Here is a 20,894-nt window from a genome sequence, read left to right on the forward strand (position 1 = left end):
GTGAGGAACACCGCCCCCCTAGGGAGAGAGGCGAAAACGTCGGCGATTGCCATACAAGAATGGGGTCGCCACACGCTCTGAGGCATATTACTTAAAAGCAATTTCCATACATTGAGACAAAATGTCTGCGTATGAAAACCATACAAGATGACAGTTTGCCAGTTTGGCTGCCGCGATTGGCCGTGCATGGCGGGCCGCGCTTCTTGCAGATTGCGGATGCCTTGCAGGCGGCAATGGCAGACGGTTCGCTGAAACCGGGTGATCGTCTGCCCCCGCAGCGCCAGTTGGCAGCACAGCTGAACCTCGACCTGACAACGGTCACGCGCGCATACGACGAAGCCAGACGTCGCCATCTGCTCGAAGGCCGCGGCGCGCGAGGCACCTATGTCGCGGCACCGAGAATTGAACTGACCTCGGTCCTCGACCTGAGCATGAACACTCCTCCCCCAGCCGCTGGCGTGGACTTCGACGACCTGCTGAAACAAGGCCTTTCTCAGGTAATGATGGGGGCAGACACCGCATTGCTGATGACTTACCACCTGGGTGGAGGCAGCGACTTCGACCGCAAGGCAGGAGCCAGATGGCTGGAGCCGATGTTTGGAGCTCTGGATTCAGCACAGGTTGTTGTCTGTCCGGGCGCTCAAGCTGCAATTGCCGCATTGATCCTGGCGCTGACGAAGCCTGGCGATGTGATACTGACAGAGCCAGCAAGTTATCCGGGCCTGCGTACTGCTGCGACCCAGTTCGGCCGGCGCATCGTTGCGGTGGAAGCGGACCAGCACGGGATGGTGCCCGAGATGCTGGAGCAGGCCTGCCATCAGCACCAGCCTGGGCTGGTCTACCTCAACCCTACATTGCAGAACCCGACCGCCATCACCATTCCGGAGCGCCGGCGCAAGGAGCTCGCCAACATCGCGAAGCGCTGCAATGTACGCATTGTCGAAGATGATCCCTACTGGCTGCTTGCCGATGCACCGCCACCACCTATTGCCACGTTTGCCCCGGAACAGGTGTCCTACATCTCGACCCTGTCGAAATGCCTGACGCCCGGCTTGCGTGTCGCCTTCGTGCTCATACGTGACCCGCATGAACGCGAACGTTTCCTGGTCGCGCTCAGGTCATTTGCGCTGATGGTCGCTCCTCTGACGGCCGCACTGGCCACACAGTGGATTCTCGACGGTTCGGCTGCTGCTTTGATGGAGGGCGTACGCAAGGAGGCGCGTCTGCGCCACTGGATGGCCAGGGATATTCTTGCGGGGAGGTACAGCGGCACTGGAGACGGCCTGCATGTATGGCTGGAGTTACCAGGGTATTGGAACTCCTCACAGCTTGCGCGTGCGGCCGACAGCGAGGGCATCGCCGTCACGCCGGCGGAGGCATTCGCAACCAGCGCCACCGGCAGCGGCTCCGTCAATGCCATTCGCATCTCGCTGGGCAGCATCAAGGACCGTGGACGCTTGCAGACGGGCCTTCAAAAGCTGTCTCATCTGCTTGCACGAAGGCCAGAGCCGTTCAGCGCTGCGGTGGTTTAAGTGCCCGGGAAAGACGGTGCACCATTCAGGAGCACCCTCAATGCGGTCGCATCCAGGCCGGCTCAACCATCGACTGCTCCGGCTTTTTTCGCAGAGGACTCATACGGCCGCGACACCGGCTTCACCGATGACCTTTCCTGACTTTTCGCTCCAGACGTACTTGCTACCATGCTTTCAAAACAGTCTGGAGGGTGTACGTGGGCAAGGCATTACCGCTGCAAGCTCAGCACAAACAGTCAATGCGCCCCACCGTGCGCATGGCGACACTGGGAATGGCCGTTGCGTGGCTGACCTTGGTGGCTGCTCTGGGGTGGTGGATGTCAAAGCGAGTCGTGGGTGCAGAGCTGGATCGCCTGGCGGCCAGCGCCGAATACGAAGCCAAGACGACCGCACGCATCATGGATCGGCTGTTCACGGAAATGTCGAGTGTGGCCAATATGGTGGCGCGCCAGGGCTCGGTGATCCAGCTGGCCACCCGGTATCGCGACGATCCGCCAAGTCTGGCCAGGCTCACGCGCCAGCAGCGCGCGGCGCAGTTCACGCAGGATCCGTTGGTGCGCAAAGTCGGCAACTTCATGCATGAACTCTCCAGTGATCTGCGCTATGCCCGCATCTACATGAACAACATGTCGGACGACACGGTGACGGCCAGCAACTGGAACGAGCCTGACAGCATCGTGGGCATGATCTACTCTGGCCGTCCCTATCTGATCGATGCATTGCGTGACGGCAATGGCCATTCGTTCGGTATCGCCCGGCTGAACAAAACACCATCCTATTTTGTAGCCAGCCGCATTGAGAACGAAGACGACATGCCTCTGGGCTCCGTCACGGTGAAGTTCGATACCCCGGAAATAGCGCTCTACCTGACCGGACACCACATTGCACTGATCGTGGATCGCCAGGGAAGAGTGACCACCGCTTCGTCCGCTCCATTCATGCTGCGCAATGCGGCAGGGCTTCTTTCGCCGGGTACTGCGCAGTCTTCCAGCACGCCCTCTTCGCCAGACAATGGAGAAGATCCAGGAATAGCTCTGGATGTGCAAGCCATGACCAGCTCCGGCCATGCTGATCAGTGGCTCATCGATGGCAAACCCTATCTGCTGCAGCGTGAGCCGCTATCCAAGACACAGTACCAGCTGATCACGATGGCGGCCCTGGATCACCTGCCTGCCATGCGTCGACAGCACTATTGGATGGCAGGGCTGGTGGCGGCGATCGGCTTGCTTTTCATCCTGCTCTCCAGCCACGTGATCGGGCAAATGGTGGCGCGGCGGCAGGACGAGCGACATGCGGCGAACCATGATGCACTGACCAATCTGCCGAACCGGCGCAATGTGATGGCCCAACTGGATCGGCTGTTCGCTTTAGCGGGCCGCACGCAGCAATGGGTCCTGGTGGCCTTCATCGATCTGGATGGGTTCAAGGCGATCAACGACACCTACGGACATGTGGTCGGTGACCAATTCCTCGTCGAAGTCGGCCGGCGCATGTCTGCAGGTTTGCGCAAGAGTGACATGCTGGGGCGACTAGGTGGTGATGAATTTGTCGTCATCGGGCTGATTGCTCCGCCTGACCCAATGGATCAGGACAAGGCTCTTGAAGCCATGCGCAGTCGATTGGCACCGCTGCTGATCGGAAGCTATAAATTTGCCGAGTGCAGCTTCGACTACCCAGGAGCAAGCTTTGGCATTGTGAGTGCCGATCCATCCGCCAGCTCTCCGCAGGCTGTGCTCAAGGAGGCTGATCAGTGCATGTATGCGGACAAACAGGCGCGGCGAGCATCGCAAATACAGTCGACCCAAAGTGACTCAACCATTGAGACACGCGAATTGGCGGAGCGCCTCCAGGCTTCTGCTCCCGACTTTGGCTCTGTGCGAGCCTGAAACAGAGCAAGAGCAAAATTCCGGCTTCGCCCGACCCGCGTTGACGGAAATCCCTCATTGCCACAGGTTTCTTGCCGCCGCATTGTTGTGCCCTCCGCAAACTACCCCAGAGGTGCCCCATGGCTGAACCATCGACTCCCGACAAGCAACCGCAACCCGATCCGGCCGAACTCAATGCGTTCTTCCCCTCCCCCTACTCGCTCAGCCAGTTCACGTCGCCCAAGTCCGACCTGAGCGGAGCCGACTACGCGAAAACCTATCAAGGCAGCAAGAAGATCCTGATGATCGGCGCAGACGAGCGCTACCTGCTGACCGATAACGGCAGCTTCTTCTCCACCGGCAACCACCCGGTCGAGACACTGCTGCCCATGTACCACCTGGACAAGGCGGGCTTCGCGTTCGATGTGGCAACGGTGTCGGGAAATCCCGTCAAGTTCGAGTTCTGGGCAATGCCTTCCGAAGACGAGACGGTCAAGGGCTTCTTCAACAAGTACCACTCGCAATTCAAGGAGCCGCTGCGCCTGTCGACGGTGCTTGAGCAAGGACTGGAGCAGTATGCAGCCATCTTCGTCCCCGGCGGGCATGGCGCGCTGATCGGCATCCCCGACAGCCGTGACGTAGGTGCGGTGCTGGAATGGGCTGCGGCCAACAACCGGTTCGTCATCTCCCTGTGCCACGGACCTGCTGCCTTCCTCGCGGTTGGCGACAGCGACATCTACCGAGGCTACAAGATCTGCGCCTTCCCCGATGCACTTGATGCGCAGACCCCGGCCATCGGCTACATGCCGGGTCACCTTACCTGGAAGTTCGGCGAAAGGCTCAAGACCCTGGGTTTCGAGATCGTCAACGACGGCATCTCGGGTGCCGTGCACCGGGACCGCCAGCTGATCACCGGCGACAGCCCTCTGGCTGGCAATGCGCTTGGCAAGCTCGCGGCCGAAACCTTGCTCAAGGAAGTCACGGCCTGAGATGAGCACTGCAATCGCGCAGGCGGCATTGCACGGAGCCCTCGCCATCGAGGGCGCCCGCGGCCTCGCCGCAATCCAGGATACGGTGCGTGCTGTCGGCGCGCCGCTGGGGTACGACCGTTTTGTGCTGTTCTCGGCTTCCAGCGCTCGGGACGATGCGGTGGAGCGCATCTACTGGATCGAAGGCGACTGGTTCGGCACGGGCGCGCCTGTGGATGCTGAAACCTACGTGCGGCACTGCCCGGTGACGCGCCATATCCTGGAGACGAATCAGCCCTTCTTCTGGACCAAGACGAACGGCGCTCAGGGCGAGCGTTACAGCGTCGTCCGCGCGCCGCAAGGCCCGGGTATCCACGGTCTGCAAGTGCCTGTATTCGGCCTCCTGGGGCTGGAAGGCGCAATGAGCCTGGGCGGCGAGCGCATCGATGCCTCGCCGCAGGCCCGGCTGGCGCTGGAGCTGATCGCCCAAATCGCATTCCGCACGGCGCGCAGGCTGCTGGAGCTGCCCGCGCAAGAGGAGCTCGGCCCCTTGTCCGATCGCGAACGTGAAGTGCTCGCATGGACGGCCGCCGGCCGGCGGCAGACGGAGATTGCCGCAACCCTCGGCCTGTCCGAACGCACTGTGGAAAACCACCTGCGCCGCATCCGCAAGCGCCTGGGCGTCGCCACGACGGCGCAGGCCATTCGCGTAGCGATCCGCAACGGAGAGATCGTCGCCTGACTATCCATGTCGGCCCACATCTCAAGTATCCCTTTGGAACATGCAAACGGGAGGCAGGAACCGGCCGCAAGAGCTCTTCAAGACACAGCCCTGCCGGCTTCTGCTCCCGGTCCAGATCTATGCTGAAGTGGGTAGCGCTTTAATGGAGCGCAGAACATTGCGTGTGATGCTTTGCCGTTTGGCAAGGTCGGCAAGTCTGTTGGGAGTGTCCATGTTCAAGGCGAAGAAGACGGGGCCGCTGGGCCACTCTACCCAGCCCACCCACCAGCCGATTTTTCCGGTCCAACCCGTTTTTGCACGCAGTATCCAGTCAGGCCCCGCTTCATTGACCATCACGTCCTTCACAAGCCGCTGGTGCTCGACCCGGAAAGGCAGTTGATTGCGGTAAAGCCGTTGCAAGAAAGCAATCTGCTCGAAGGACGAGATGGCGAGGTCGCCCTCAACCCAGAATGGCTTGTCGCCAGTGGCGACCGCATTGCCATACCCAATCTTTCGCATATAGGCGCTCTCGCGTGCATCGCCGAGTTCCTTGGCGAAGCGCTCATACACCCAGACGGTGGAGTTCCTCATCGCGGAGCGCAGATTCTGGTCCACGTTCCAGGCCTCCACAGGTCGTTTCACACCATCCCATTGAATGAGCTGAAATTCGTCACGCAGCAGCCCTGCATCAAGCGCAAACAGGCTGTGCGGAATCTTGAAGGTAGAGGCTGGCGAGTAACGCCGAGCGGAACGCGACACGTTGTAGACGTGGGTAGTTTCAGAGTTATCGCGTGCATCGAGAACAACGATGCTGCCTTGCGCATCGGCTTCTGCGAAAAACCGAGACCACTCGGCCATTTCTTGAGGCTGGGGGCCAGCCGCCGTCACTTGAGCAAACCCTGCGGCCAGGGCGGATAAGACCAGACTACGTCGATTCATGCGGCTAGTTTAAGGGTCAAACGAACCCGTCCTGAGGTGACAGGGACAGTGGCGGTGACACCTTGCCGCGATGGGGAGCGTCTCTTGCGGGCCGGACAGCGACAGCCGCAATCGCTTGAATCCACAGCCAGAGACTGTCTTTCGAGCAACCAGATCGGGCATAGCGAACACTCTGGGAGTTCGGACTGCCGCCTGAGTTGTCAATCGGTGCTCGCTGGCCCTTTAAGTTCAAGCTGATTGCCGTCCGGGTCTTTGCAGTAAATGGACAGGCCCATGCCGTCAGCGCCAAAGCGCCGCACCGCCCTATCCGCCTCAAGACCATGGCCAGCCAAATGGGTGAGGATGGCTTGCTCATCAAAAGGCTCGATACGCAGGCAAAAATGATCGACATTTCTGCGCTCGCTTGAGGCCGCAGCTCCGCCCGCACGGCCTAAAGGGCCCTCAACATCCACCAGGTCAATCATGGATGCACCAGCTCGCAGATGAACCATACCCAAATCCTCGCGACGCTTCACCAAGGCACAGCCCAGGACCGCTTGGTAAAAGCGGATGCTGCGCTCCAGGTCGGTGACGCGCAACACGATGTGATCAATGTGCTGAATACTGAATTTGCTCATGGCGATCTCCTGCTCCAGGCATGCACACTCCTAATCGTATGCACTTGGTGTGATGGAACCCCAGACGTTCGGCGAGCGTCAGGGACATTTTTTCGATCCTCGCATTGAGCATTTCGGCGTGAGGCGCTGATGTCCATTTCCTTTCGAGAAGCGCTCAGCGCACTGGCGCCGCGCCAGTGGGGCCATCACTATTTTTGTGCTCAAGCCAAGCCCACGCTGGAGGTGGCGGGGATCGCAGCGGCGGCAGGCCTGGCTGCTCCCGCTCCCTGGATCAGGAACACCCCGCCAAGAATCAGGAGCACACCCAGCACACGCATGACGTTGATGGGCTTGGGCTCCAGTCCCATGACACCGAAGTGATCGATCAATACCGCCACGACCATCTGTCCTGCGACCACGGCAACCAGAAATCCGCCGGCACCCAGTTTCGGTATCAGGGCTGCAGCACTGGCGACGTAAACAGCCCCCAGGACACCACCGATCCACAACCACCAGGGACCGTGAAACGCATTGCTGAAATTCGGCATGGGGGCCTTGACCAGAATCAGCATGGGCACCATCACGGCCAGGCTGATCACCAGCGATGTGGCAGCCCCCCAGAAAGGGTGACCAAGAGCACGGCCTACGTTGGCATTTGCAGCGGCCTGAAAAGGCAGGATGGCCCCCGCCAGCAAGGCCATGCCCAGTGAGGCGACCGTCATCAATGCCATCTTGCTGTGGCGGATTCAACCGGTCGTTGCAACACACTAACCACCGCATAGGCGGCAGGAGTGTTGCAAATGAAGCAGCGACCCAGAATCTACTATTCGGACAGCCAGAAGGCGCTGATGTGGGAGCGCTGGAAGCAAGGCTGGACTTTGCAGGAGATCGGTAAGCTCTTTGATCGCACCCACTCTTCGATCCATCGAATCCTGGCCGAGACAGGTGGAATCCGTCCCGTCCAACGATCGCGGGCCGCAACCGCATTGACACTGCCCGAACGAGAAGAGATCTCGCGAGCCATCGTGGCGGGAGCGTCGATTCGGGCCATCGCTGCACGACTGGGACGAGCACCATCGACAATCAGCCGGGAGATCAAGCGCAATGGGGGCTGCAATAGCTACCGGGCGAACCAGGCAGATGCAGCTGCGTGGGGCCGAGGGAGGCGCCCCAAGTGCTGCAAACTCGTTGCGAACCACGCATTGGCCCAAACCGTGGCCCACAAGTTACGGATGCTGTGGTCGCCGGAGCAGATTGCTGGTTGGCTCAAGCTGACTTATCCTTGCGACGAGAGCCACCACGTGTCACACGAGACCATCTACCGCAGTCTATTCATTCAAGCGCGTGGCGCCTTGAAAAAGGAACTGTTGGAACACCTCAGACGTACTCGCGGAATGCGCCGCTCACGGCACTACACGCAGAAGACGGCAATCCATGGCCAGATCGCCGATGCAGTCACGATCCGTGAGCGTCCGGCGTGCGTTGAAGACCGAGCTGTGCCTGGGCATTGGGAGGGCGATCTGGTCTTTGGCAGTGGCAACAGTCAGATCGCGACGCTGGTCGAGCGTCAAACGCGCTACGTGATGTTGGTGAAGCTCAATGGCAAAGACACGCAGACGGTCGTCAACGCGCTCATAAAGAATGCCCGCAAGCTGCCACAGGAGCTCTACCAATCTCTGACCTGGGACCGGGGCACCGAGATGCATGCGCACAAGCAATTCACCCTGGCTACGGACATCCAAGTTTACTTCTGCGACCCGCAAAGCCCATGGCAGCGGGGGAGCAATGAGAACACGAATGGGTTGCTCAGGCAGTACATGCCCAAGGGCATGAACCTATCAGGGCTGTCACAGCATCAACTCAACGCGATAGCGAGACAATTGAACGAGAGGCCACGCAAGACGCTCGGCTTCCGTACACCCGCGGAGATGTTCAGCGAATGTGTTGCATTGACCGGTTGAATCCGCCGTTCATATCTGCCACTCCTTCAAACGTCTACAAGCAATGTTTGAATGGTCTCGCATACGGATTAATTATGGAAATCGTTTATATGCACATGTACTATTCTTCACATGGATGATCTGCGCCGTATCGACCTCAATCTGCTGCTGGCACTTCACGCGTTGCTGACCGAGAAGCACGTGACCAGGGCTGCCATGCGCCTGCACAAGAGCCAACCGGCAGTGAGTCATTCGCTAGCTCAGCTGCGCGAACATTTCAATGACCCATTGCTGGTGCGCAAACAGGGAAAGCTGGAGCTGACGGCCCGAGGCAATGCGCTGCTGCAACCGCTCTCGGAGGCTTTGGGCAGCCTCAATACTCTGCTGGGAACACCTCAGTTCAATCCACTGCAGGCACAACGACGATTCAGACTGTCACTGTCCGACTATGCGGCTCGTCTGATACTTCCGGACCTGATGCGATATGTCCGCAAACATGCGCCCGGCTTTGACTTCGCCATCAGTCAGGCCAGCCGGGATGCCATGCTGGTACAGCTGGCAGACGGTGAACTGGACCTGGCTATGGGGATCTTTCCCGATCTTGCACAAGACATCCAGGTCGAAACACTGTTTGAAGAGGATTTCATCTGTCTCGCAGACAAGGCCGTCAGTCCGGAAAAAGGAGGACTGTCGCTAGAGGAATGGCTGACGCGCCCTCATGTCATGCTGGCATTGAGGCCGGATGCGAACGACGAGATCGAGCGCGCACTCGCCGCCAAGGGACTTAAAAGGAGGATTGCGGTGGCCTTGCCACACTGGAGCGCTGCGGTTGAATTGCTGCCAGGTACCGATCTGGTTCTGACAATTGCCCGTCGTGCTGTCGGCCCGCTGCGCTCATTCAAGAATCTGCGGCAGTTTGCGCCTCCACGCCAATTGCAACTACCGAAAATGGCATACCAACAGGCCTGGCATGCGCGAAAGCACAATGATCCCGCGCTGGCCTGGCTCAGGCTTGCTGTGATGAACAGCTGCAAACCGAATGCTGGGCAGCAGTGAGTTGCCACAAGTCGCGACTTTTGCGGTAATTTTTCTTCAGTCTCCTGGACGCTGCCGATGACTGCACATGTAACGATGAACGCCAAACAATTTGTTGAAAACTGGGTCAAGCTCAAATCGGAACTTCTTTTGTCTTTCATGAATGCTCATGAGGAGTCGGAGGTCGCAGCGCGGATCGAAGCTCTAGAGCTCACGCCCAAGCAGCACGAGCAACTTCGAGCGATTCTGGATGCGGTGCTGAAAGACACCATGTATACCTTGCTGCTGGGACTTGATGGCGCCGCGAGCATTGGAGGTGAGCAACAAACGTATACGCTTCATGATGAGAGCGGCAATCTCATCTCTGATTGCGGTGAGCTGGAAGCAGCTGCATGGGAAGCCTTTCACGGGCAGGATCAGGCACCTGAGGGCGATTGACAAACCATGCCCAGCAGCTAGTCTACGTCGTTTGCAGTCCTGAATTCATTAGGGAAGTAGGCGTAACTACGCGCTCTTGGTGCTTGCATCTCTTCAATGCGCTCGACTATGCTGGTTACATTGAGTCACGCAGCGCTAGGAGGGAACTTTGCCAAGCATTGAAGTTTTTGAAAAGCTCACTGGTCGCAAATTTTCGGATGCAGATCTCTTGCATACAAAGGTGCTCGCTTTCCCCGCAGAGGGAAAAAAGAGAGTTGTCTATGGACTGCTGGCCGAGGCTATCGACATTGACTACTCTCAAAAGTCACTTTCTGAGCTTGGCGAGCAAATAAGGCTGGCCCTGTCCAATATTGAGCGCCTTGCACCCAGAGCCTTTGTTGGTCAGAACATTCGCCTGTACGAGGGCGGCAACCACCTGGACATCATCAATGATGGGGTTGGGAGCATGGGCTGGTTGATTGTGGAAGACCACCTGACCTGATTGGACCTCAGACGCCCCCGGAATTCAGAAGCGCAGCAATCCCTTGTCCGGCTTCCGATGCCTGTTGGCTGTCTGCACAAACATCGCCGTGCTATCCGCTGCGCCGGTCTGGAGGTCGTTGCTTGCGAAAGAAGTCTTTAACTTAGCGCATCCAATTGATCTGAACTGGCTGAATCAGAAAGGCTCCTCTAGGAGCCTCTTTGCTTAGACAGAAGAGCTGTTTAATCCACAGCGACCATTACCGACGACGCTTTAATGACGGCATATGCGTTGTCGCCCTCTTTCAACCCCAGGGACTGCGCCGACGTCGAGGTAATAGAGGACGTGACTCTCACACCAGGGGCAACTTCCAGTGTCAATTCCGTGCTGACTGGGCCCTTGACAATCGAGATAACCTTGCCTTGCAAGACATTGCGAGCACTGATTTTCATAGTATCTGTATCTGAAGAAGTGACGACGGACAAGAGCATATATTCAGCGACTTGATGGCTGTAGAAGCTCTGCCATATAGAGGTCCTATCAGCCGCTGTATGACTGCAATGGGCCGAGCAGCGACAGCCGCAATCGCTTGTCGGCTGCGGACTTTCACCAGACTTTGTGAGTCAAATGCTCCTCAAAAATTACTACTACATGCGCGATAGTCGATACAGACGATGCCCAAGCGGCCGATACACGTATTGTCCTGACTGGTTCAAATCATGACTTCCAAACGGAGCCAGCAATGACACTTCAGGACATCTCGGACAAGGTAGAAATCAACGAACTCCTGGCACGGTACTGTCATGCCTTAGACGAAAAGGACTGGCACTCGTTTCAAGCAATATTTCTTCCTGATGCGATTTTGGACTTCACTGCTTTTGGTGGACCCAAAGGCTCTCCTGCCGAGCTACAAGAGTTTTTTGTACCAATCCTTGGCAGCCTGGCCTCGACACAGCACACAGTCTCTACCGTCAAAATTGATCTGGCAGGAAATAGCGCCACCGCCCGATCTGCGGCCATCGTCCCCATGACGGGCAAGACGCCTGAAGGCAAAGAAACCACTTTTGTGAGCGGCCTTTGGTATGAAGACAGCCTTGAGCGCACAAAGGATGGCTGGAAGATCAAATCACGAAAGCAAGTTCGCAGTTGGGCCGCAAATATGGCCTGATCCACACGGTCTGAAGCATCGGTGTCTATGCGATGGGAATCGATCAGGCCGGAGTTTAAGTGGGGTGCAGCGGGGCTATCTCCCTCTGAGCGCCATGATTTCAATTCCCGTCGCTCCCCCAAATTCCCCAGAAAATTCCCCTGGCGCTGCAATGTTCGCGGCAGCCCTGCTCCGCTTAATCATCAACACGGGTCTCGGAAAAAAGAAGTCCATAACTAACCCATTGCCGCCTTCTAAATCAATCATTTCATCGACTACTTTTTTGCGAGTAACAATGCTCGGATGTCGTCGCCAAACTCGCAGTTTTACATATAGCAAGTTCCATGGTCGAAGGAAGCACTGCTTGTGAAATTCTGTGGCCTAACCCGATGCCAATACATAATCGAGCATTTCAGTTCATTTAGCGACATTCCCAATGGCCACATACCGCCCTGTGTCTTCCATATCCACTGCAGTCCTTCAAATTTTTAAAGATCAGATCGGTACAAGCAGCGCTTGGACTGTCGAAGAGATCTGGCAGGTATTAAGACAAGACGTCTATATGCCTTACCGTGATATTGAGTTTGATTTCTATTTTTTTCGTGACCATCCTGACACCCCTGTCCAGTGGATCACTACTGTCTTGAAAGACTTGGCCAAGTTGGGACTAGTCAAACCAGCCAACAGCCCGGAAGAGTCAAGCGGCTTTTCACGCTGGAGCATTGGAGATTCTTGGCACCCGCCTGAGCCGCCATCGGGCGATGGTGATGGTGATGGTGATGGTGATGGTGGTGGTGGCGACCGCATCAATCCTGGGGCTGATGACGGCGACGGCGACGGCGGTTTGCAGGAGGTACTAGGGCACCCTGTGCTTCTCGCGTTGGACCAAGACGACTTCGATGATTTGGTAGAAGGTCTCTTCGAGGAGGTTCAACCATGATAACTAACACCATTCAAGTGGTTGACTGCCTCTCGCTCCTTGCCCTCAAAGTTGCCTCTAATGTCTTCGATCTGTCCAGCGGACAACATCACGTAAGCATCCGCGATCAGATTGTTCGGGCTCAGTTGGCTGTTCGAGATCTGAAAAGAGGTGATCCGAACCTCCAGTCGCTGCTGATCGTCGGTGCTGGCGTTGCCGGCATTGCTGCGGCTCTCGAAGCCGTTGATCAAGGCATTTCAAAGGTAGTGGTCGTGGAAGCTGGAGAAAACCCTTTCGGACTGTTTAGAGGGGTCAATACGAGGTTTGTGGGCCCCTACATGTACGAATGGCCAAGCTCCTTCTCACGCAATCAGTCCTACCCTGACCATAGCAGGAGCTCTTGGTCAGGACGCTCCTATTCCTCGCTCGAATGGATGGCGTCGACACCTTTGCCTGCAGACAAGCTTGCTATGCAACTGGAGCAACATTTAAACAAGCGGCTTCAAGATTTAGAGACGAATAATAAGGCTGTCCCCGTTATCTGCGTAAATGTTCATAAGTGGTACATCCAAAGATTTGTAAAGGAGTTTGCCCAACGAGAGTCAGCACGGTCACTCAGTCGCCTGCAAGGCCGCAGCCCTTTGGCCCCGCTGAAGTTCATATGTGACAACGAACTCCTCTGGCCGAAGATGGAGCCTGCTAAAGGCGTCTACGAGCCACAGTACGTATTGCTTGCAGCCGGCATGGGCAATGAAAACGTCACGCTAGTTCAGAAAGACATTTCTGGCACGGACTACACAGGCGATAACTATACGGGTGCCCCATTTTGGAATGATGACACACTCCTGGACCCTGGGACGGAAAACCTCCAGTTAAGCATCTTCGGCGGGGGCGATGGGGCGCTTCAGGATGTGCTTCGTGCGCTGACGCGGCGCAACCATCCTCTCGAGTTAATTGCATTTTTAGAGCGTGACCCCATGACAAAAAGCGCTCTGCAGCGCGTCTCTCCGAGTCTCCTTGACGCAGAACGCCAATCGCGGCAATTTGGAACCTGGACACATAAAAACGGGGAGTATGTAAGCATCGATATGGTCTGCCAGCGTTTGGCCAAGGAACTTGCATTGCAGTCACGTATTGCGCGCAAGGTCAGTCGATGTATTGCATTTGGTCGAGGGAAGGTGTCACTTTTTGTTCGCGGAAAGCACTTTGACAAAACCTATCTCTTAAACCGCTTCTTAGTCCACCTCATTTGGGCCTGCAAGCAAGAACACCCTGCCATGTGGGTAGGGCGAATGGACTTCGAAGTCCACTTCGAGCAAAGTGCTGTTGGTTACTCAGAAGCTAGCAACTGCCAGCACCTAGTCATGATCAAGAGGTGGGACACCAAGCCTGCGGGCAGCTATCTTCACACTTGCGACAAGATTGCTGTGCGCTACGGCATCACTCCTGGCACCGTACCTGGCGCAAAGATGATTCAAATAAGCCCTAAGCCATCGAAGCAGCGCACCACGCTGGCCAGAATTGAGCTGCCTTTCGTGGCGGAGCGCGCTTAGCGATTAAATATAGTACCGACCAAATGCCACATCCAGCTCACAGCCCCACCCATATTGCCGCAGACACCCCATTGCGTTAGCCTGCTGGCTCCACCATTGCTCAGGAGCCTGCCATGTCCCGTCGTTTGGTTCTTTCTGCCAGCACCGCCCTTGCGGCTGCCGCACTGATTGTGGGTTGCGGCGCCATGGGGGCGTCGGGCGGCAACCCCATGAGCTTCTTCATCACCAGCACCAACCCCGGCAAGGGCGGCGACCTGGGCGGGCTGGCCGGGGCCGACCGCTACTGCCAGTCGCTGGCCGCAAGCGTGGGCGCAGGCAACAAGACCTGGCGCGCCTACCTGAGCAATGCGGCGCTGAATGGGCAACCCGCTGTCAATGCGCGCGATCGCATTGGCAACGGCCCGTGGCGCAACGCCAAGGGCGTGGTCATTGCCACCAGCGCGGCCGACCTGCACAGCGCCAATGCCAAGGTCGGCAAGGACACCTCGCTGACTGAAAAGGGCGAAGTCGTCTCGGGCTTTGGCGATGAGGTCAACCGCCACGACATCCTGACCGGCTCGCGCCCTGACGGCACGCTGGCCGTGCCCGAGCCCGGCAAGGACACCACCTGCGGCAACTGGACCAAGAGCGACGGCGGCTCTGCCATCGTGGGCCACCACGACCACAAGGGCACCAACCCCGACCCTGTGGCCAATGCCTCGTGGAACTCATCGCACGGCACGCGCGGCTGCAGCGTCGACCAGCTCAAACAGAGTGGCAGCGCCGGGCTGATGTACTGCTTTGCGACCAACTGAGCGGGATGAAAACGCGGGCTTCGGCCCGCCCCAGTTCAAGCAGGGTGTCCTTGCCCTGTTTGAACAAGACTATGAAGTTCACCACGCTCCCAGCACACCGATATAGCTGCCCAACTTGATGGCGAGCAAGCGCCGTCCCTGAGCGCTTCTCACGGTTCAGTGCTCACCGCCACCCTACTCTGCCTGGTCATCGACACGGTGCTCAGCTACGCCAAGGTCTGCAATCGACAAGCCGGCATCTGATGAGGTGATGCTCGGTCCACTATTCATGAAGTGATCCTGAGCATATAATTAGCCACCATATTATATTTTGGCTAACTAATGAAGCTTGAACAGAAGTACCAGGCGCTAATTGAAGAAGCACAACGACGCAAACTTCCCGATGTGGATGGCATCCAGCTGTGCTTTCAAGTGCTGTCGATGGCTGCAAACATCGACCGCGACTGCGCTGCTTTGCTGGCCCCTCATGGTTTGTCTGAGGGGCGCTTTGTGCTGTTGTTCCTTCTCGATGTGGCGCCTGACGGACTCGCACCCAACGCGCTGGCCGAACAGGCTGGCGTGACGCGCGCCACGGTGACCGGTCTCTTAGACGGACTGGAACGCGAGGGTCTGATTGAACGTCACGCCAACGCCGAAGACCGCCGCGCACTTTGCATTCGGCTGACCTCAAAAGGAAAACAGCTCGCCGGTACCGTTATCGACCAGCATGGTCGGTGGATTGCTGGCCTGTTTGGCAACCTGTCTGCACATGAGCGCAAGCAGCTGGCAGCGTTGCTGGAGAAAGTACGAGGCCCCGAATCGGACGTTGAATCATGAGGGATCAAGTCCGCAAGGGTGCGACGCGCACCGTTGACATCCCTCGGGACGTTCTGCATGCGCTATCGCGTGGGGAGTTGCAATGCGCGACGCTGGCTGAATGCCTGGCAGTCAACCAGGCCGTACTGGCACGAACACTCTTTCCGGCACTTACGGCTCAAGCACTGAGCATGATCGATGAAGCCTGCCAACTAGGCGTGCTCAAACGCATGGCCCGTATCGGCGCAGTCTTGCTGGAGGCCCTGGGTACTGAGGGCATCGCACAATGCCAAACGCACCGCGCCGATATGGCACGAGGCTGGGCATGTTTCATGATCGGTGCCCGGCCTAACCTGGATCTCGGTGTACGGCTGGCCGCAATGCGCCCGCTGGCAGACGATGCCCATTTTGGTGTGCGTGAATGGGCTTGGATGGCAATGCGGCCGCACCTGGTGCAAGACCTGGCTGCGGCTATCGCTCAGCTGATGCCATGGACACAAGATCCTTCTGAACGTGTCCGACGATTCGCGTGCGAGGTCTTGCGTCCCCCCGGTGTGTGGAGCACGCATATCTCACAGCTCAAACGCTCGCCCGAGCAAGCGCTGCCTTTGCTCTCAGCTCTGAAGAGCGACCCTTCGGTCTACGTGCAGGATTCGGTCGCCAATTGGCTCAATGATGCCGCCAAGGACCAGCCAAGCTGGGTGCGTGATATCTGCGCCCAATGGCTTCAAAGCACCCAAGCCGCCGCCACACATCGTATATGTCAACGCGCACTGCGCAATCTCAAGTGAAAGTGGAACCATGTCTCATTACCTTGTAGAGCTCTACACCCCCAATTCGGCTTGGCTCGCACTGCCCGCCGAACAAAGGCAACATTTTCTTGGCGGCATCGGACTCGCATTGAATCAACTCTCCAGCCTCGGTGTCGAAGTCCTCTCCCTGGCAGAAACGGACTCCAACATTGACCAAGGAACCGCGCATACATTCCTTGGTATTTGGCGCTTTCCTGACCAGGCCGCTCGTGACGCCCTGCTGGCGGGCATCAAAGCCAGCGGCTGGTACGACTACTTTGACCATGTGAATGCAGCCAGCACTCAAGGGGCGGCGGATATTCACCTGGCTGCTCTAGCTGCCGCGTAGCGCAGTCTTTCGGACAATGCCTGCGTGCTCTGCAATACATGCGGCTAGTCATTTCTAGTGCTCACTAATGCCCGCTGATGCCCACTAATGGCCGCCCGCCACAGTCACCACTGCGGGCTGGCCAGCTTTCGGCACAGCATATGCAACTCAACATGGACCCCCGGCTCCGCACAGAACCGGGTGCAAGATCGAGTGGAAAGCATGCGACATCAACGTGGATTCATGACACCTGAGTCGCATCAATCGCTACACTGTACATATGCACAGTCATCGTCTCATGAGCGGTATGCCCGTCCAACTGATTGCGTCCCCGGTTACCTTGCCGCTGGCTGATCGCAGCGCACGCGCAGGCTCGCCCGCGAATGACTTCGCTGGCAAGCGGCTGGATATTACGGACCTGCTGGTCACGCACCCCAAGGCCACGTTCCTGCTGCGCGTGACCGGCCCGTCCATGCAGGAACACGGCATCGATGACGGCGATATCGTCGTGGTGGACAGGGAGCTGCGCGCTCGCGATGGGAGCATCGTCGTGGCGGTTGTCGAGCGCGAGCTCGTCATCAGAGCGCTGGACAGCGATGGCGACACTTGCAAGCTCAGGGCAGGCGCCCCCACCTACCCCGACATCGTGCCGCCAGAAGGACAGACGCTGGAAATCTGGGGTGTCGTCACCAGTTGCATCAAGCGCTTTGCGAGATGAATACATGCGCGCGCCAGCCCACCGCAGGCGGCCGTTGAAATCTGACTAGCACCCAGAAAAGCGCCTGCTAACAAGGAAAGGCAATGTAGCTCTTTACATTGCCTTTTTCTTTGGTCAAAAGATAAAAGCGGATTGCACCTTACCTAAGGCACAGATTGGGCTGCCTCAGCTTTATTTATCCTTTTGTATCTTTTGGATCGTTCCCATAGCTGTGCTTTGCGCGTATCTGACTATTGTCTCCACGATGAATAGAGACTTCCGCCCCAGATTTTTTGGCTAGTTCGCGTGTGGCCTCAAAAACTGCTTTCTGTGTATCGCCCACAACGCTTGCCCTAGATGCGTCCTGACGTTCGCCGCGCCACTTCCCGTCGGCGCCTTGATAGACGTTGTAATCTTTTTTTGACATGAGCTCCTCCATTCAAAGGTCAAGTAAAAAAACACTTTGTGCAATTGGCAAGTCCTGTGTTCACGCCTGAACCCATAACTTCAGATGTTCCCATCAGTTCCTCCTAGCCAAGCACTGCGCGATCTTATACTTTTCACGTGGCTAATAGGGATACGTCGAGCTTAGAATCATCCACTCTTCCTTCTACAAATATTTTTCTCCGAGTTTTAAAAACATGGACAGCATCACAATTTCTGACTGGCTCATCGTTACTGCGACTCTACTAAGCCCACTGATAGCGGTTCAAGTGACTCGTTTTCTTGATAGTCGCAATGAAGCTCGAGCGCGAAAAATAAGTGTTTTCAAAACTCTAATGTCAACGCGCGCCTATGCACTCTCTTGGACGCACGTCGAGGCACTAAATAGGATTGATCTTGAGTTCGGAAAGGGAAGCAAGAAAGAGCGCAGTGTCATTGAGGCATGGAAGGCATATCATGACATACTTAGCAACAATCAAATGTCTCCGGAGCAATGGGGAAGCAAACGTATTGATCTGCTCGTGGATCTTCTTCACAAGATGGCTATTGTTCTTGATTACGACTTTGATAAAACACACATCAAAAATTCTTCATACGCTCCACGCATTCATTCAGAGACAGATGCTCAGCAAGAAGCTATACGTAAAGGGGTTGTCGAAGTCTTGAGTGGTGATCGAGAGCTTCGTCTTCATGTGACAAACTTCCCTGAATAAAACCTCTGCATAGCAAATCAATCAAGCCCGTTTGACACGGGCTTTTTGCATTAGGACACTTACAGGCATCGCATCGCAAGAAGAGGAGCGTAAGAACTCCTAAGGTCAAGCGGAAGAAACGCATCCGATGCTGGCGGTTTTTTTGTGCCCTGACATTGCACGCCTGCACTCTTGCAGACGATTGATTTATAGCCGGGAGGGCGACGAATACCAGACCCGCAAGGGGAAGAAGTCCGCAGGGCAATACCGACGCGTCGCAGCACAGCCGCTATCTGCTGAACCTGAACTACGACAGCCAGGGCCGCCCTACCCAGCCCCATGCCCAGCCGATTGCCCTGGCCATGCAAAAAGCCCCTGACAGGGGCTTTTGTTCAGTCCTCTGGCTTGGAAGGCCAGAACATCTCTCGCACTTCGGGTGCGTAGTACGGCAAGGCAAGCACTGCGCCAAATAGCGCAAAGCCCAAGGCCGATGTTGCGTTCCCCAGGCCGGACAGCACAAGCGGCGGACTGAAACAAGCGACGACCCAGGTCGCAACAGAAGACCACAGGGTAAACCGGGGTGCCCATGCTCTGAACCGCAGCAGGCCGTAAAAGGAAATGAGGCCGAGCACCACGAGCACCGAGAGCGCCAGCAAGAAAATCCAGTCCGTGGGGCCGACCTCTGACTGCATCAAAAGGCTCTGGGAAAGATCGGTCAGCTCATGGGGCACCAGATCGAAGCCATATTCCGCCAGCATTCCGAATAACGGGATGCCCAGCGAAGCAATCACCAATGCGCGATAAGTCGATTTGCCCATACCCTCTCCAAGTTGCTATGGGTGAATCGTACTACCGCCCTTCCCGCCCCACCCGTTCTTAATGATCTGCACCGCGGATGCGGCAGCCCATGTGGCACCGGCGAGGAGCCGGCAAGCGCCTCATATGCCTAGCATCGCGCCCGAACAAGACATGCTGCGCTGATGTTCAGTTAGTATGCTTTTGATAGCTGCAAGCGCTTACCGGGCATTTGCCAGAGCCGGGTTCTACTGAATCTCAGCCCTTTTCTTGGCCATCAAAAAAACCGCTCGAATACCTACTTCTAGGTGTTGCATCAGCTGCCCCGGAGTGTGAGTATGGGCTTGGCAATCGTTCGGATTGCGTGGCAACCCCACAGGCGCTGGCGCGCAAGGAGGCTGAAAATGTTCATGCACATTCTGATTCCTACGGACGGCTCGAAACTCTCCGAAGCCGCGCTGCGCGCCGGCATGCAGCTGGCCAAGGAGCAAGACTCCCAGGTGACGGTGCTGTATGTGATGCCGGACTATGCCGCCTTGATGTACAGCGGCGAGGCGATGATGACCTACAACACCAACGACCTGAACAAGGACGCCGAGAGAACGGCCGACAGGGTGTTGCAGGAGGTGCAGGACATTGCCAGGGCCGAGGGGGTGTATTGCAAGACTGCGCGAGCCATGAACGCCTCGGTGCACAAGGCCATCATCCGGCAGGCCGAGGAAAGCCACTGCGACCTGATCTGCATGGCATCGCACGGCCGCAAGGGCATTGCCGGCATTTTGCTGGGCAGCGAAACCCAACGCGTGCTGGTGAACAGCCACATTCCGGTGCTGGTGCACAGGCCTGTGGTCAAAGAGTAAAACTGCTCAGCACCAGCGAATGGCGGCGATCAAGCCGCCCAAGCCTGCGGCGGTGATGCCCAATGCGGCCAGCACATAGGCCACTGCGATGCTGCGCGCATGGCGTTCTGCCGCTGCGACATTCATTGGTGCGGTGACGGTCACTTTGGAAAGCATCATCAGCGCTCTGATCCTTGGGCTTCCAAGGGTTGGGAACGAAAGCCTCAGGCGGCCTGAACGCCTGGGGCTTTCGTCTTTTCTGGGGCTTGGTCAGTGGGTTGCCAGCAGTTGCCTGTCCACCTGTACCTGCCCTATCAAGGCATTGACCTGCGCGTCTCGGCACTCGACCAGGCTGACAAGCACTCCAACCACGCCCGCGCTTGGAGCAGCAAGAGCTGGCGCCACTCCCAAGCCATGTCGCAGTACGAGTTGGGGCACTTGTGCGGGCATTCAAACGGAGCGCCATCGTGCAGGCGCCGGGCAGGACGGCGCACGAAAAGGTCTTGGTAAAAATAAGATTTTTCTTATTTTTTCGCATAGCCATTGATTACATACTTCACGCAACTTTGACTGGATTTTTAATCGCCTCGAATATTCACTGATAGG

The 20,894-nt window shown here is 57.1% G+C and carries 25 protein-coding genes; 18 read left to right on the forward strand and 7 right to left on the reverse strand.

The genetic code is table 11. The features are described 5' to 3' along the window. The first annotated feature begins 131 nt into the window (after window positions 1–131). From CSE6_RS22185 to CSE6_RS22200, 4 genes are all read left to right on the forward strand, one after another. Complete coding sequence (locus CSE6_RS22185) at window positions 132–1,532, forward strand: PLP-dependent aminotransferase family protein (RefSeq protein ID WP_193751161.1); 1,401 nt, start codon at window positions 132–134, stop codon at window positions 1,530–1,532. A 239-nt stretch (window positions 1,533–1,771) separates the two neighbouring features. Continuing rightward, a complete protein-coding gene (locus CSE6_RS22190; protein WP_059441513.1) occupies window positions 1,772–3,418 on the forward strand; it encodes a sensor domain-containing diguanylate cyclase in 1,647 nt (548 codons plus the stop codon). Window positions 3,419–3,537: 119 nt separating this feature from the next. Beyond that, entirely contained in the window at window positions 3,538–4,386 is an 849-nt protein-coding gene (gene hchA, locus CSE6_RS22195; protein WP_034396576.1) for a glyoxalase III HchA, read from the forward strand. A gap of 1 nt (window position 4,387) precedes the next feature. Beyond that, window positions 4,388–5,107, forward strand: coding sequence for a PA1136 family autoinducer-binding transcriptional regulator (locus tag CSE6_RS22200; RefSeq protein WP_059441514.1), 720 nt, complete (start codon window positions 4,388–4,390; stop codon window positions 5,105–5,107). A 117-nt stretch (window positions 5,108–5,224) separates the two neighbouring features. On the opposite strand, the gene blaOXA is transcribed toward CSE6_RS22200, so the two are convergent. The 3 genes from blaOXA to CSE6_RS22215 all read right to left on the reverse strand — a co-directional run bounded on the left by blaOXA (window position 5,225) and on the right by CSE6_RS22215 (window position 7,343). Beyond that, a complete protein-coding gene (blaOXA, locus tag CSE6_RS22205; protein WP_059441515.1) occupies window positions 5,225–6,025 on the reverse strand; it encodes a class D beta-lactamase in 801 nt (266 codons plus the stop codon). Between the two features lie 200 nt (window positions 6,026–6,225). Next, entirely contained in the window at window positions 6,226–6,642 is a 417-nt protein-coding gene (locus CSE6_RS22210; protein ID WP_059441516.1) for a VOC family protein, read from the reverse strand. A gap of 200 nt (window positions 6,643–6,842) precedes the next feature. After that, on the reverse strand, window positions 6,843–7,343 hold the full coding sequence (locus CSE6_RS22215) for a DMT family transporter (RefSeq protein WP_238585775.1): 501 nt from the start codon (window positions 7,341–7,343) through the stop codon (window positions 6,843–6,845). Between the two features lie 78 nt (window positions 7,344–7,421). Here CSE6_RS22215 and CSE6_RS22220 point away from each other — a divergent pair, with 78 nt between their 5' ends. From CSE6_RS22220 to CSE6_RS22235, 4 genes are all read left to right on the forward strand, one after another. Beyond that, entirely contained in the window at window positions 7,422–8,582 is a 1,161-nt protein-coding gene (locus CSE6_RS22220; RefSeq protein WP_034403284.1) for an IS30 family transposase, read from the forward strand. Window positions 8,583–8,693: 111 nt separating this feature from the next. After that, window positions 8,694–9,617 carry a LysR family transcriptional regulator gene (locus CSE6_RS22225; protein ID WP_059441518.1) on the forward strand — a complete coding sequence of 308 codons (924 nt, stop codon included), beginning with the start codon at window positions 8,694–8,696 and terminating at the stop codon, window positions 9,615–9,617. 75 nt (window positions 9,618–9,692) lie between these two features. Continuing rightward, a complete protein-coding gene (locus tag CSE6_RS22230) occupies window positions 9,693–10,034 on the forward strand; it encodes a hypothetical protein (protein ID WP_059441532.1) in 342 nt (113 codons plus the stop codon). 148 nt (window positions 10,035–10,182) lie between these two features. Then, the gene (locus tag CSE6_RS22235) at window positions 10,183–10,515 is read left to right on the forward strand and encodes a hypothetical protein (protein ID WP_034381047.1); all 333 of its coding nucleotides are present in this window, start codon (window positions 10,183–10,185) and stop codon (window positions 10,513–10,515) included. Window positions 10,516–10,736: 221 nt separating this feature from the next. On the opposite strand, the gene CSE6_RS22240 is transcribed toward CSE6_RS22235, so the two are convergent. Beyond that, window positions 10,737–10,985 (reverse strand): molybdopterin-binding protein, encoded by a 249-nt coding sequence (locus tag CSE6_RS22240; RefSeq protein WP_370545727.1) that lies wholly within the window; start codon window positions 10,983–10,985, stop codon window positions 10,737–10,739. A gap of 251 nt (window positions 10,986–11,236) precedes the next feature. Between CSE6_RS22240 and CSE6_RS22245 the strand changes: the two genes are divergently transcribed. The 8 genes from CSE6_RS22245 to CSE6_RS22280 all read left to right on the forward strand — a co-directional run bounded on the left by CSE6_RS22245 (window position 11,237) and on the right by CSE6_RS22280 (window position 17,539). Beyond that, window positions 11,237–11,662, forward strand: a complete 426-nt coding sequence (locus tag CSE6_RS22245) for a nuclear transport factor 2 family protein (protein ID WP_003062329.1) — start codon at window positions 11,237–11,239, stop codon at window positions 11,660–11,662. Window positions 11,663–12,077: 415 nt separating this feature from the next. Next, the gene (locus CSE6_RS22250) at window positions 12,078–12,581 is read left to right on the forward strand and encodes a hypothetical protein (RefSeq protein WP_059441519.1); all 504 of its coding nucleotides are present in this window, start codon (window positions 12,078–12,080) and stop codon (window positions 12,579–12,581) included. After that, window positions 12,578–14,113 (forward strand): FAD-dependent oxidoreductase, encoded by a 1,536-nt coding sequence (locus tag CSE6_RS22255; protein ID WP_152668624.1) that lies wholly within the window; start codon window positions 12,578–12,580, stop codon window positions 14,111–14,113. The genes CSE6_RS22250 and CSE6_RS22255 overlap by 4 nt, the downstream gene beginning before the upstream one ends. 113 nt (window positions 14,114–14,226) lie before the next feature. Further along, a complete protein-coding gene (locus tag CSE6_RS22260; RefSeq protein ID WP_059441522.1) occupies window positions 14,227–14,907 on the forward strand; it encodes a hypothetical protein in 681 nt (226 codons plus the stop codon). Between the two features lie 321 nt (window positions 14,908–15,228). Then, complete coding sequence (locus CSE6_RS22265; RefSeq protein ID WP_034406010.1) at window positions 15,229–15,723, forward strand: MarR family winged helix-turn-helix transcriptional regulator; 495 nt, start codon at window positions 15,229–15,231, stop codon at window positions 15,721–15,723. Next, on the forward strand, window positions 15,720–16,493 hold the full coding sequence (locus tag CSE6_RS22270; protein ID WP_059441523.1) for a DNA alkylation repair protein: 774 nt from the start codon (window positions 15,720–15,722) through the stop codon (window positions 16,491–16,493). Before CSE6_RS22265 ends, CSE6_RS22270 begins: the two co-directional genes overlap by 4 nt. 10 nt (window positions 16,494–16,503) lie before the next feature. Further along, a complete protein-coding gene (locus tag CSE6_RS22275) occupies window positions 16,504–16,842 on the forward strand; it encodes a DUF6616 family protein (protein WP_059441524.1) in 339 nt (112 codons plus the stop codon). A gap of 286 nt (window positions 16,843–17,128) precedes the next feature. Beyond that, the gene (locus CSE6_RS22280; RefSeq protein WP_083994795.1) at window positions 17,129–17,539 is read left to right on the forward strand and encodes a LexA family transcriptional regulator; all 411 of its coding nucleotides are present in this window, start codon (window positions 17,129–17,131) and stop codon (window positions 17,537–17,539) included. A gap of 175 nt (window positions 17,540–17,714) precedes the next feature. Here the strand turns inward: CSE6_RS22280 and CSE6_RS22285 are convergent, their stop codons facing one another. Then, entirely contained in the window at window positions 17,715–17,945 is a 231-nt protein-coding gene (locus tag CSE6_RS22285; RefSeq protein ID WP_080745887.1) for a DUF2188 domain-containing protein, read from the reverse strand. Between the two features lie 214 nt (window positions 17,946–18,159). Here CSE6_RS22285 and CSE6_RS22290 point away from each other — a divergent pair, with 214 nt between their 5' ends. Then, entirely contained in the window at window positions 18,160–18,675 is a 516-nt protein-coding gene (locus CSE6_RS22290) for a DUF6680 family protein (RefSeq protein ID WP_131394502.1), read from the forward strand. Window positions 18,676–19,046: 371 nt separating this feature from the next. Here the strand turns inward: CSE6_RS22290 and CSE6_RS22295 are convergent, their stop codons facing one another. Beyond that, window positions 19,047–19,472, reverse strand: a complete 426-nt coding sequence (locus tag CSE6_RS22295) for a hypothetical protein (RefSeq protein WP_059441526.1) — start codon at window positions 19,470–19,472, stop codon at window positions 19,047–19,049. Window positions 19,473–19,853: 381 nt separating this feature from the next. On the opposite strand from CSE6_RS22295, the gene CSE6_RS22300 reads away from it, so the two are divergent. Beyond that, window positions 19,854–20,309 carry a universal stress protein gene (locus CSE6_RS22300; RefSeq protein ID WP_034354090.1) on the forward strand — a complete coding sequence of 152 codons (456 nt, stop codon included), beginning with the start codon at window positions 19,854–19,856 and terminating at the stop codon, window positions 20,307–20,309. Between the two features lie 6 nt (window positions 20,310–20,315). Here the strand turns inward: CSE6_RS22300 and CSE6_RS26245 are convergent, their stop codons facing one another. Continuing rightward, window positions 20,316–20,468 (reverse strand): hypothetical protein, encoded by a 153-nt coding sequence (locus CSE6_RS26245; protein WP_193751162.1) that lies wholly within the window; start codon window positions 20,466–20,468, stop codon window positions 20,316–20,318. Between the last annotated feature and the right edge of the window lie 426 nt (window positions 20,469–20,894).

This window comes from Comamonas sp. E6 (assembly GCF_001010305.1).
Classification (GTDB): domain Bacteria; phylum Pseudomonadota; class Gammaproteobacteria; order Burkholderiales; family Burkholderiaceae_C; genus Comamonas; species Comamonas thiooxydans.

Coding starts and splice junctions, on each gene's coding strand:
- CSE6_RS22185 (WP_193751161.1), top strand. CDS start 132: ATGAAAACCATACAAGATGACAGTTTGCCAGTTTGGCTGCCGCGATTG.
- CSE6_RS22190 (WP_059441513.1), top strand. CDS start 1,772: ATGCGCCCCACCGTGCGCATGGCGACACTGGGAATGGCCGTTGCGTGG.
- hchA (WP_034396576.1), top strand. CDS start 3,538: ATGGCTGAACCATCGACTCCCGACAAGCAACCGCAACCCGATCCGGCC.
- CSE6_RS22200 (WP_059441514.1), top strand. CDS start 4,388: ATGAGCACTGCAATCGCGCAGGCGGCATTGCACGGAGCCCTCGCCATC.
- blaOXA (WP_059441515.1), bottom strand. CDS start 6,025: ATGAATCGACGTAGTCTGGTCTTATCCGCCCTGGCCGCAGGGTTTGCT.
- CSE6_RS22210 (WP_059441516.1), bottom strand. CDS start 6,642: ATGAGCAAATTCAGTATTCAGCACATTGATCACATCGTGTTGCGCGTC.
- CSE6_RS22215 (WP_238585775.1), bottom strand. CDS start 7,343: ATGACGGTCGCCTCACTGGGCATGGCCTTGCTGGCGGGGGCCATCCTG.
- CSE6_RS22220 (WP_034403284.1), top strand. CDS start 7,422: ATGAAGCAGCGACCCAGAATCTACTATTCGGACAGCCAGAAGGCGCTG.
- CSE6_RS22225 (WP_059441518.1), top strand. CDS start 8,694: ATGGATGATCTGCGCCGTATCGACCTCAATCTGCTGCTGGCACTTCAC.
- CSE6_RS22230 (WP_059441532.1), top strand. CDS start 9,693: ATGAACGCCAAACAATTTGTTGAAAACTGGGTCAAGCTCAAATCGGAA.
- CSE6_RS22240 (WP_370545727.1), bottom strand. CDS start 10,985: ATGCTCTTGTCCGTCGTCACTTCTTCAGATACAGATACTATGAAAATC.
- CSE6_RS22245 (WP_003062329.1), top strand. CDS start 11,237: ATGACACTTCAGGACATCTCGGACAAGGTAGAAATCAACGAACTCCTG.
- CSE6_RS22250 (WP_059441519.1), top strand. CDS start 12,078: ATGGCCACATACCGCCCTGTGTCTTCCATATCCACTGCAGTCCTTCAA.
- CSE6_RS22255 (WP_152668624.1), top strand. CDS start 12,578: ATGATAACTAACACCATTCAAGTGGTTGACTGCCTCTCGCTCCTTGCC.
- CSE6_RS22260 (WP_059441522.1), top strand. CDS start 14,227: ATGTCCCGTCGTTTGGTTCTTTCTGCCAGCACCGCCCTTGCGGCTGCC.
- CSE6_RS22265 (WP_034406010.1), top strand. CDS start 15,229: ATGAAGCTTGAACAGAAGTACCAGGCGCTAATTGAAGAAGCACAACGA.
- CSE6_RS22270 (WP_059441523.1), top strand. CDS start 15,720: ATGAGGGATCAAGTCCGCAAGGGTGCGACGCGCACCGTTGACATCCCT.
- CSE6_RS22275 (WP_059441524.1), top strand. CDS start 16,504: ATGTCTCATTACCTTGTAGAGCTCTACACCCCCAATTCGGCTTGGCTC.
- CSE6_RS22280 (WP_083994795.1), top strand. CDS start 17,129: ATGCCCGTCCAACTGATTGCGTCCCCGGTTACCTTGCCGCTGGCTGAT.
- CSE6_RS22285 (WP_080745887.1), bottom strand. CDS start 17,945: ATGTCAAAAAAAGATTACAACGTCTATCAAGGCGCCGACGGGAAGTGG.
- CSE6_RS22290 (WP_131394502.1), top strand. CDS start 18,160: ATGGACAGCATCACAATTTCTGACTGGCTCATCGTTACTGCGACTCTA.
- CSE6_RS22295 (WP_059441526.1), bottom strand. CDS start 19,472: ATGGGCAAATCGACTTATCGCGCATTGGTGATTGCTTCGCTGGGCATC.
- CSE6_RS22300 (WP_034354090.1), top strand. CDS start 19,854: ATGTTCATGCACATTCTGATTCCTACGGACGGCTCGAAACTCTCCGAA.
- CSE6_RS26245 (WP_193751162.1), bottom strand. CDS start 20,468: ATGATGCTTTCCAAAGTGACCGTCACCGCACCAATGAATGTCGCAGCG.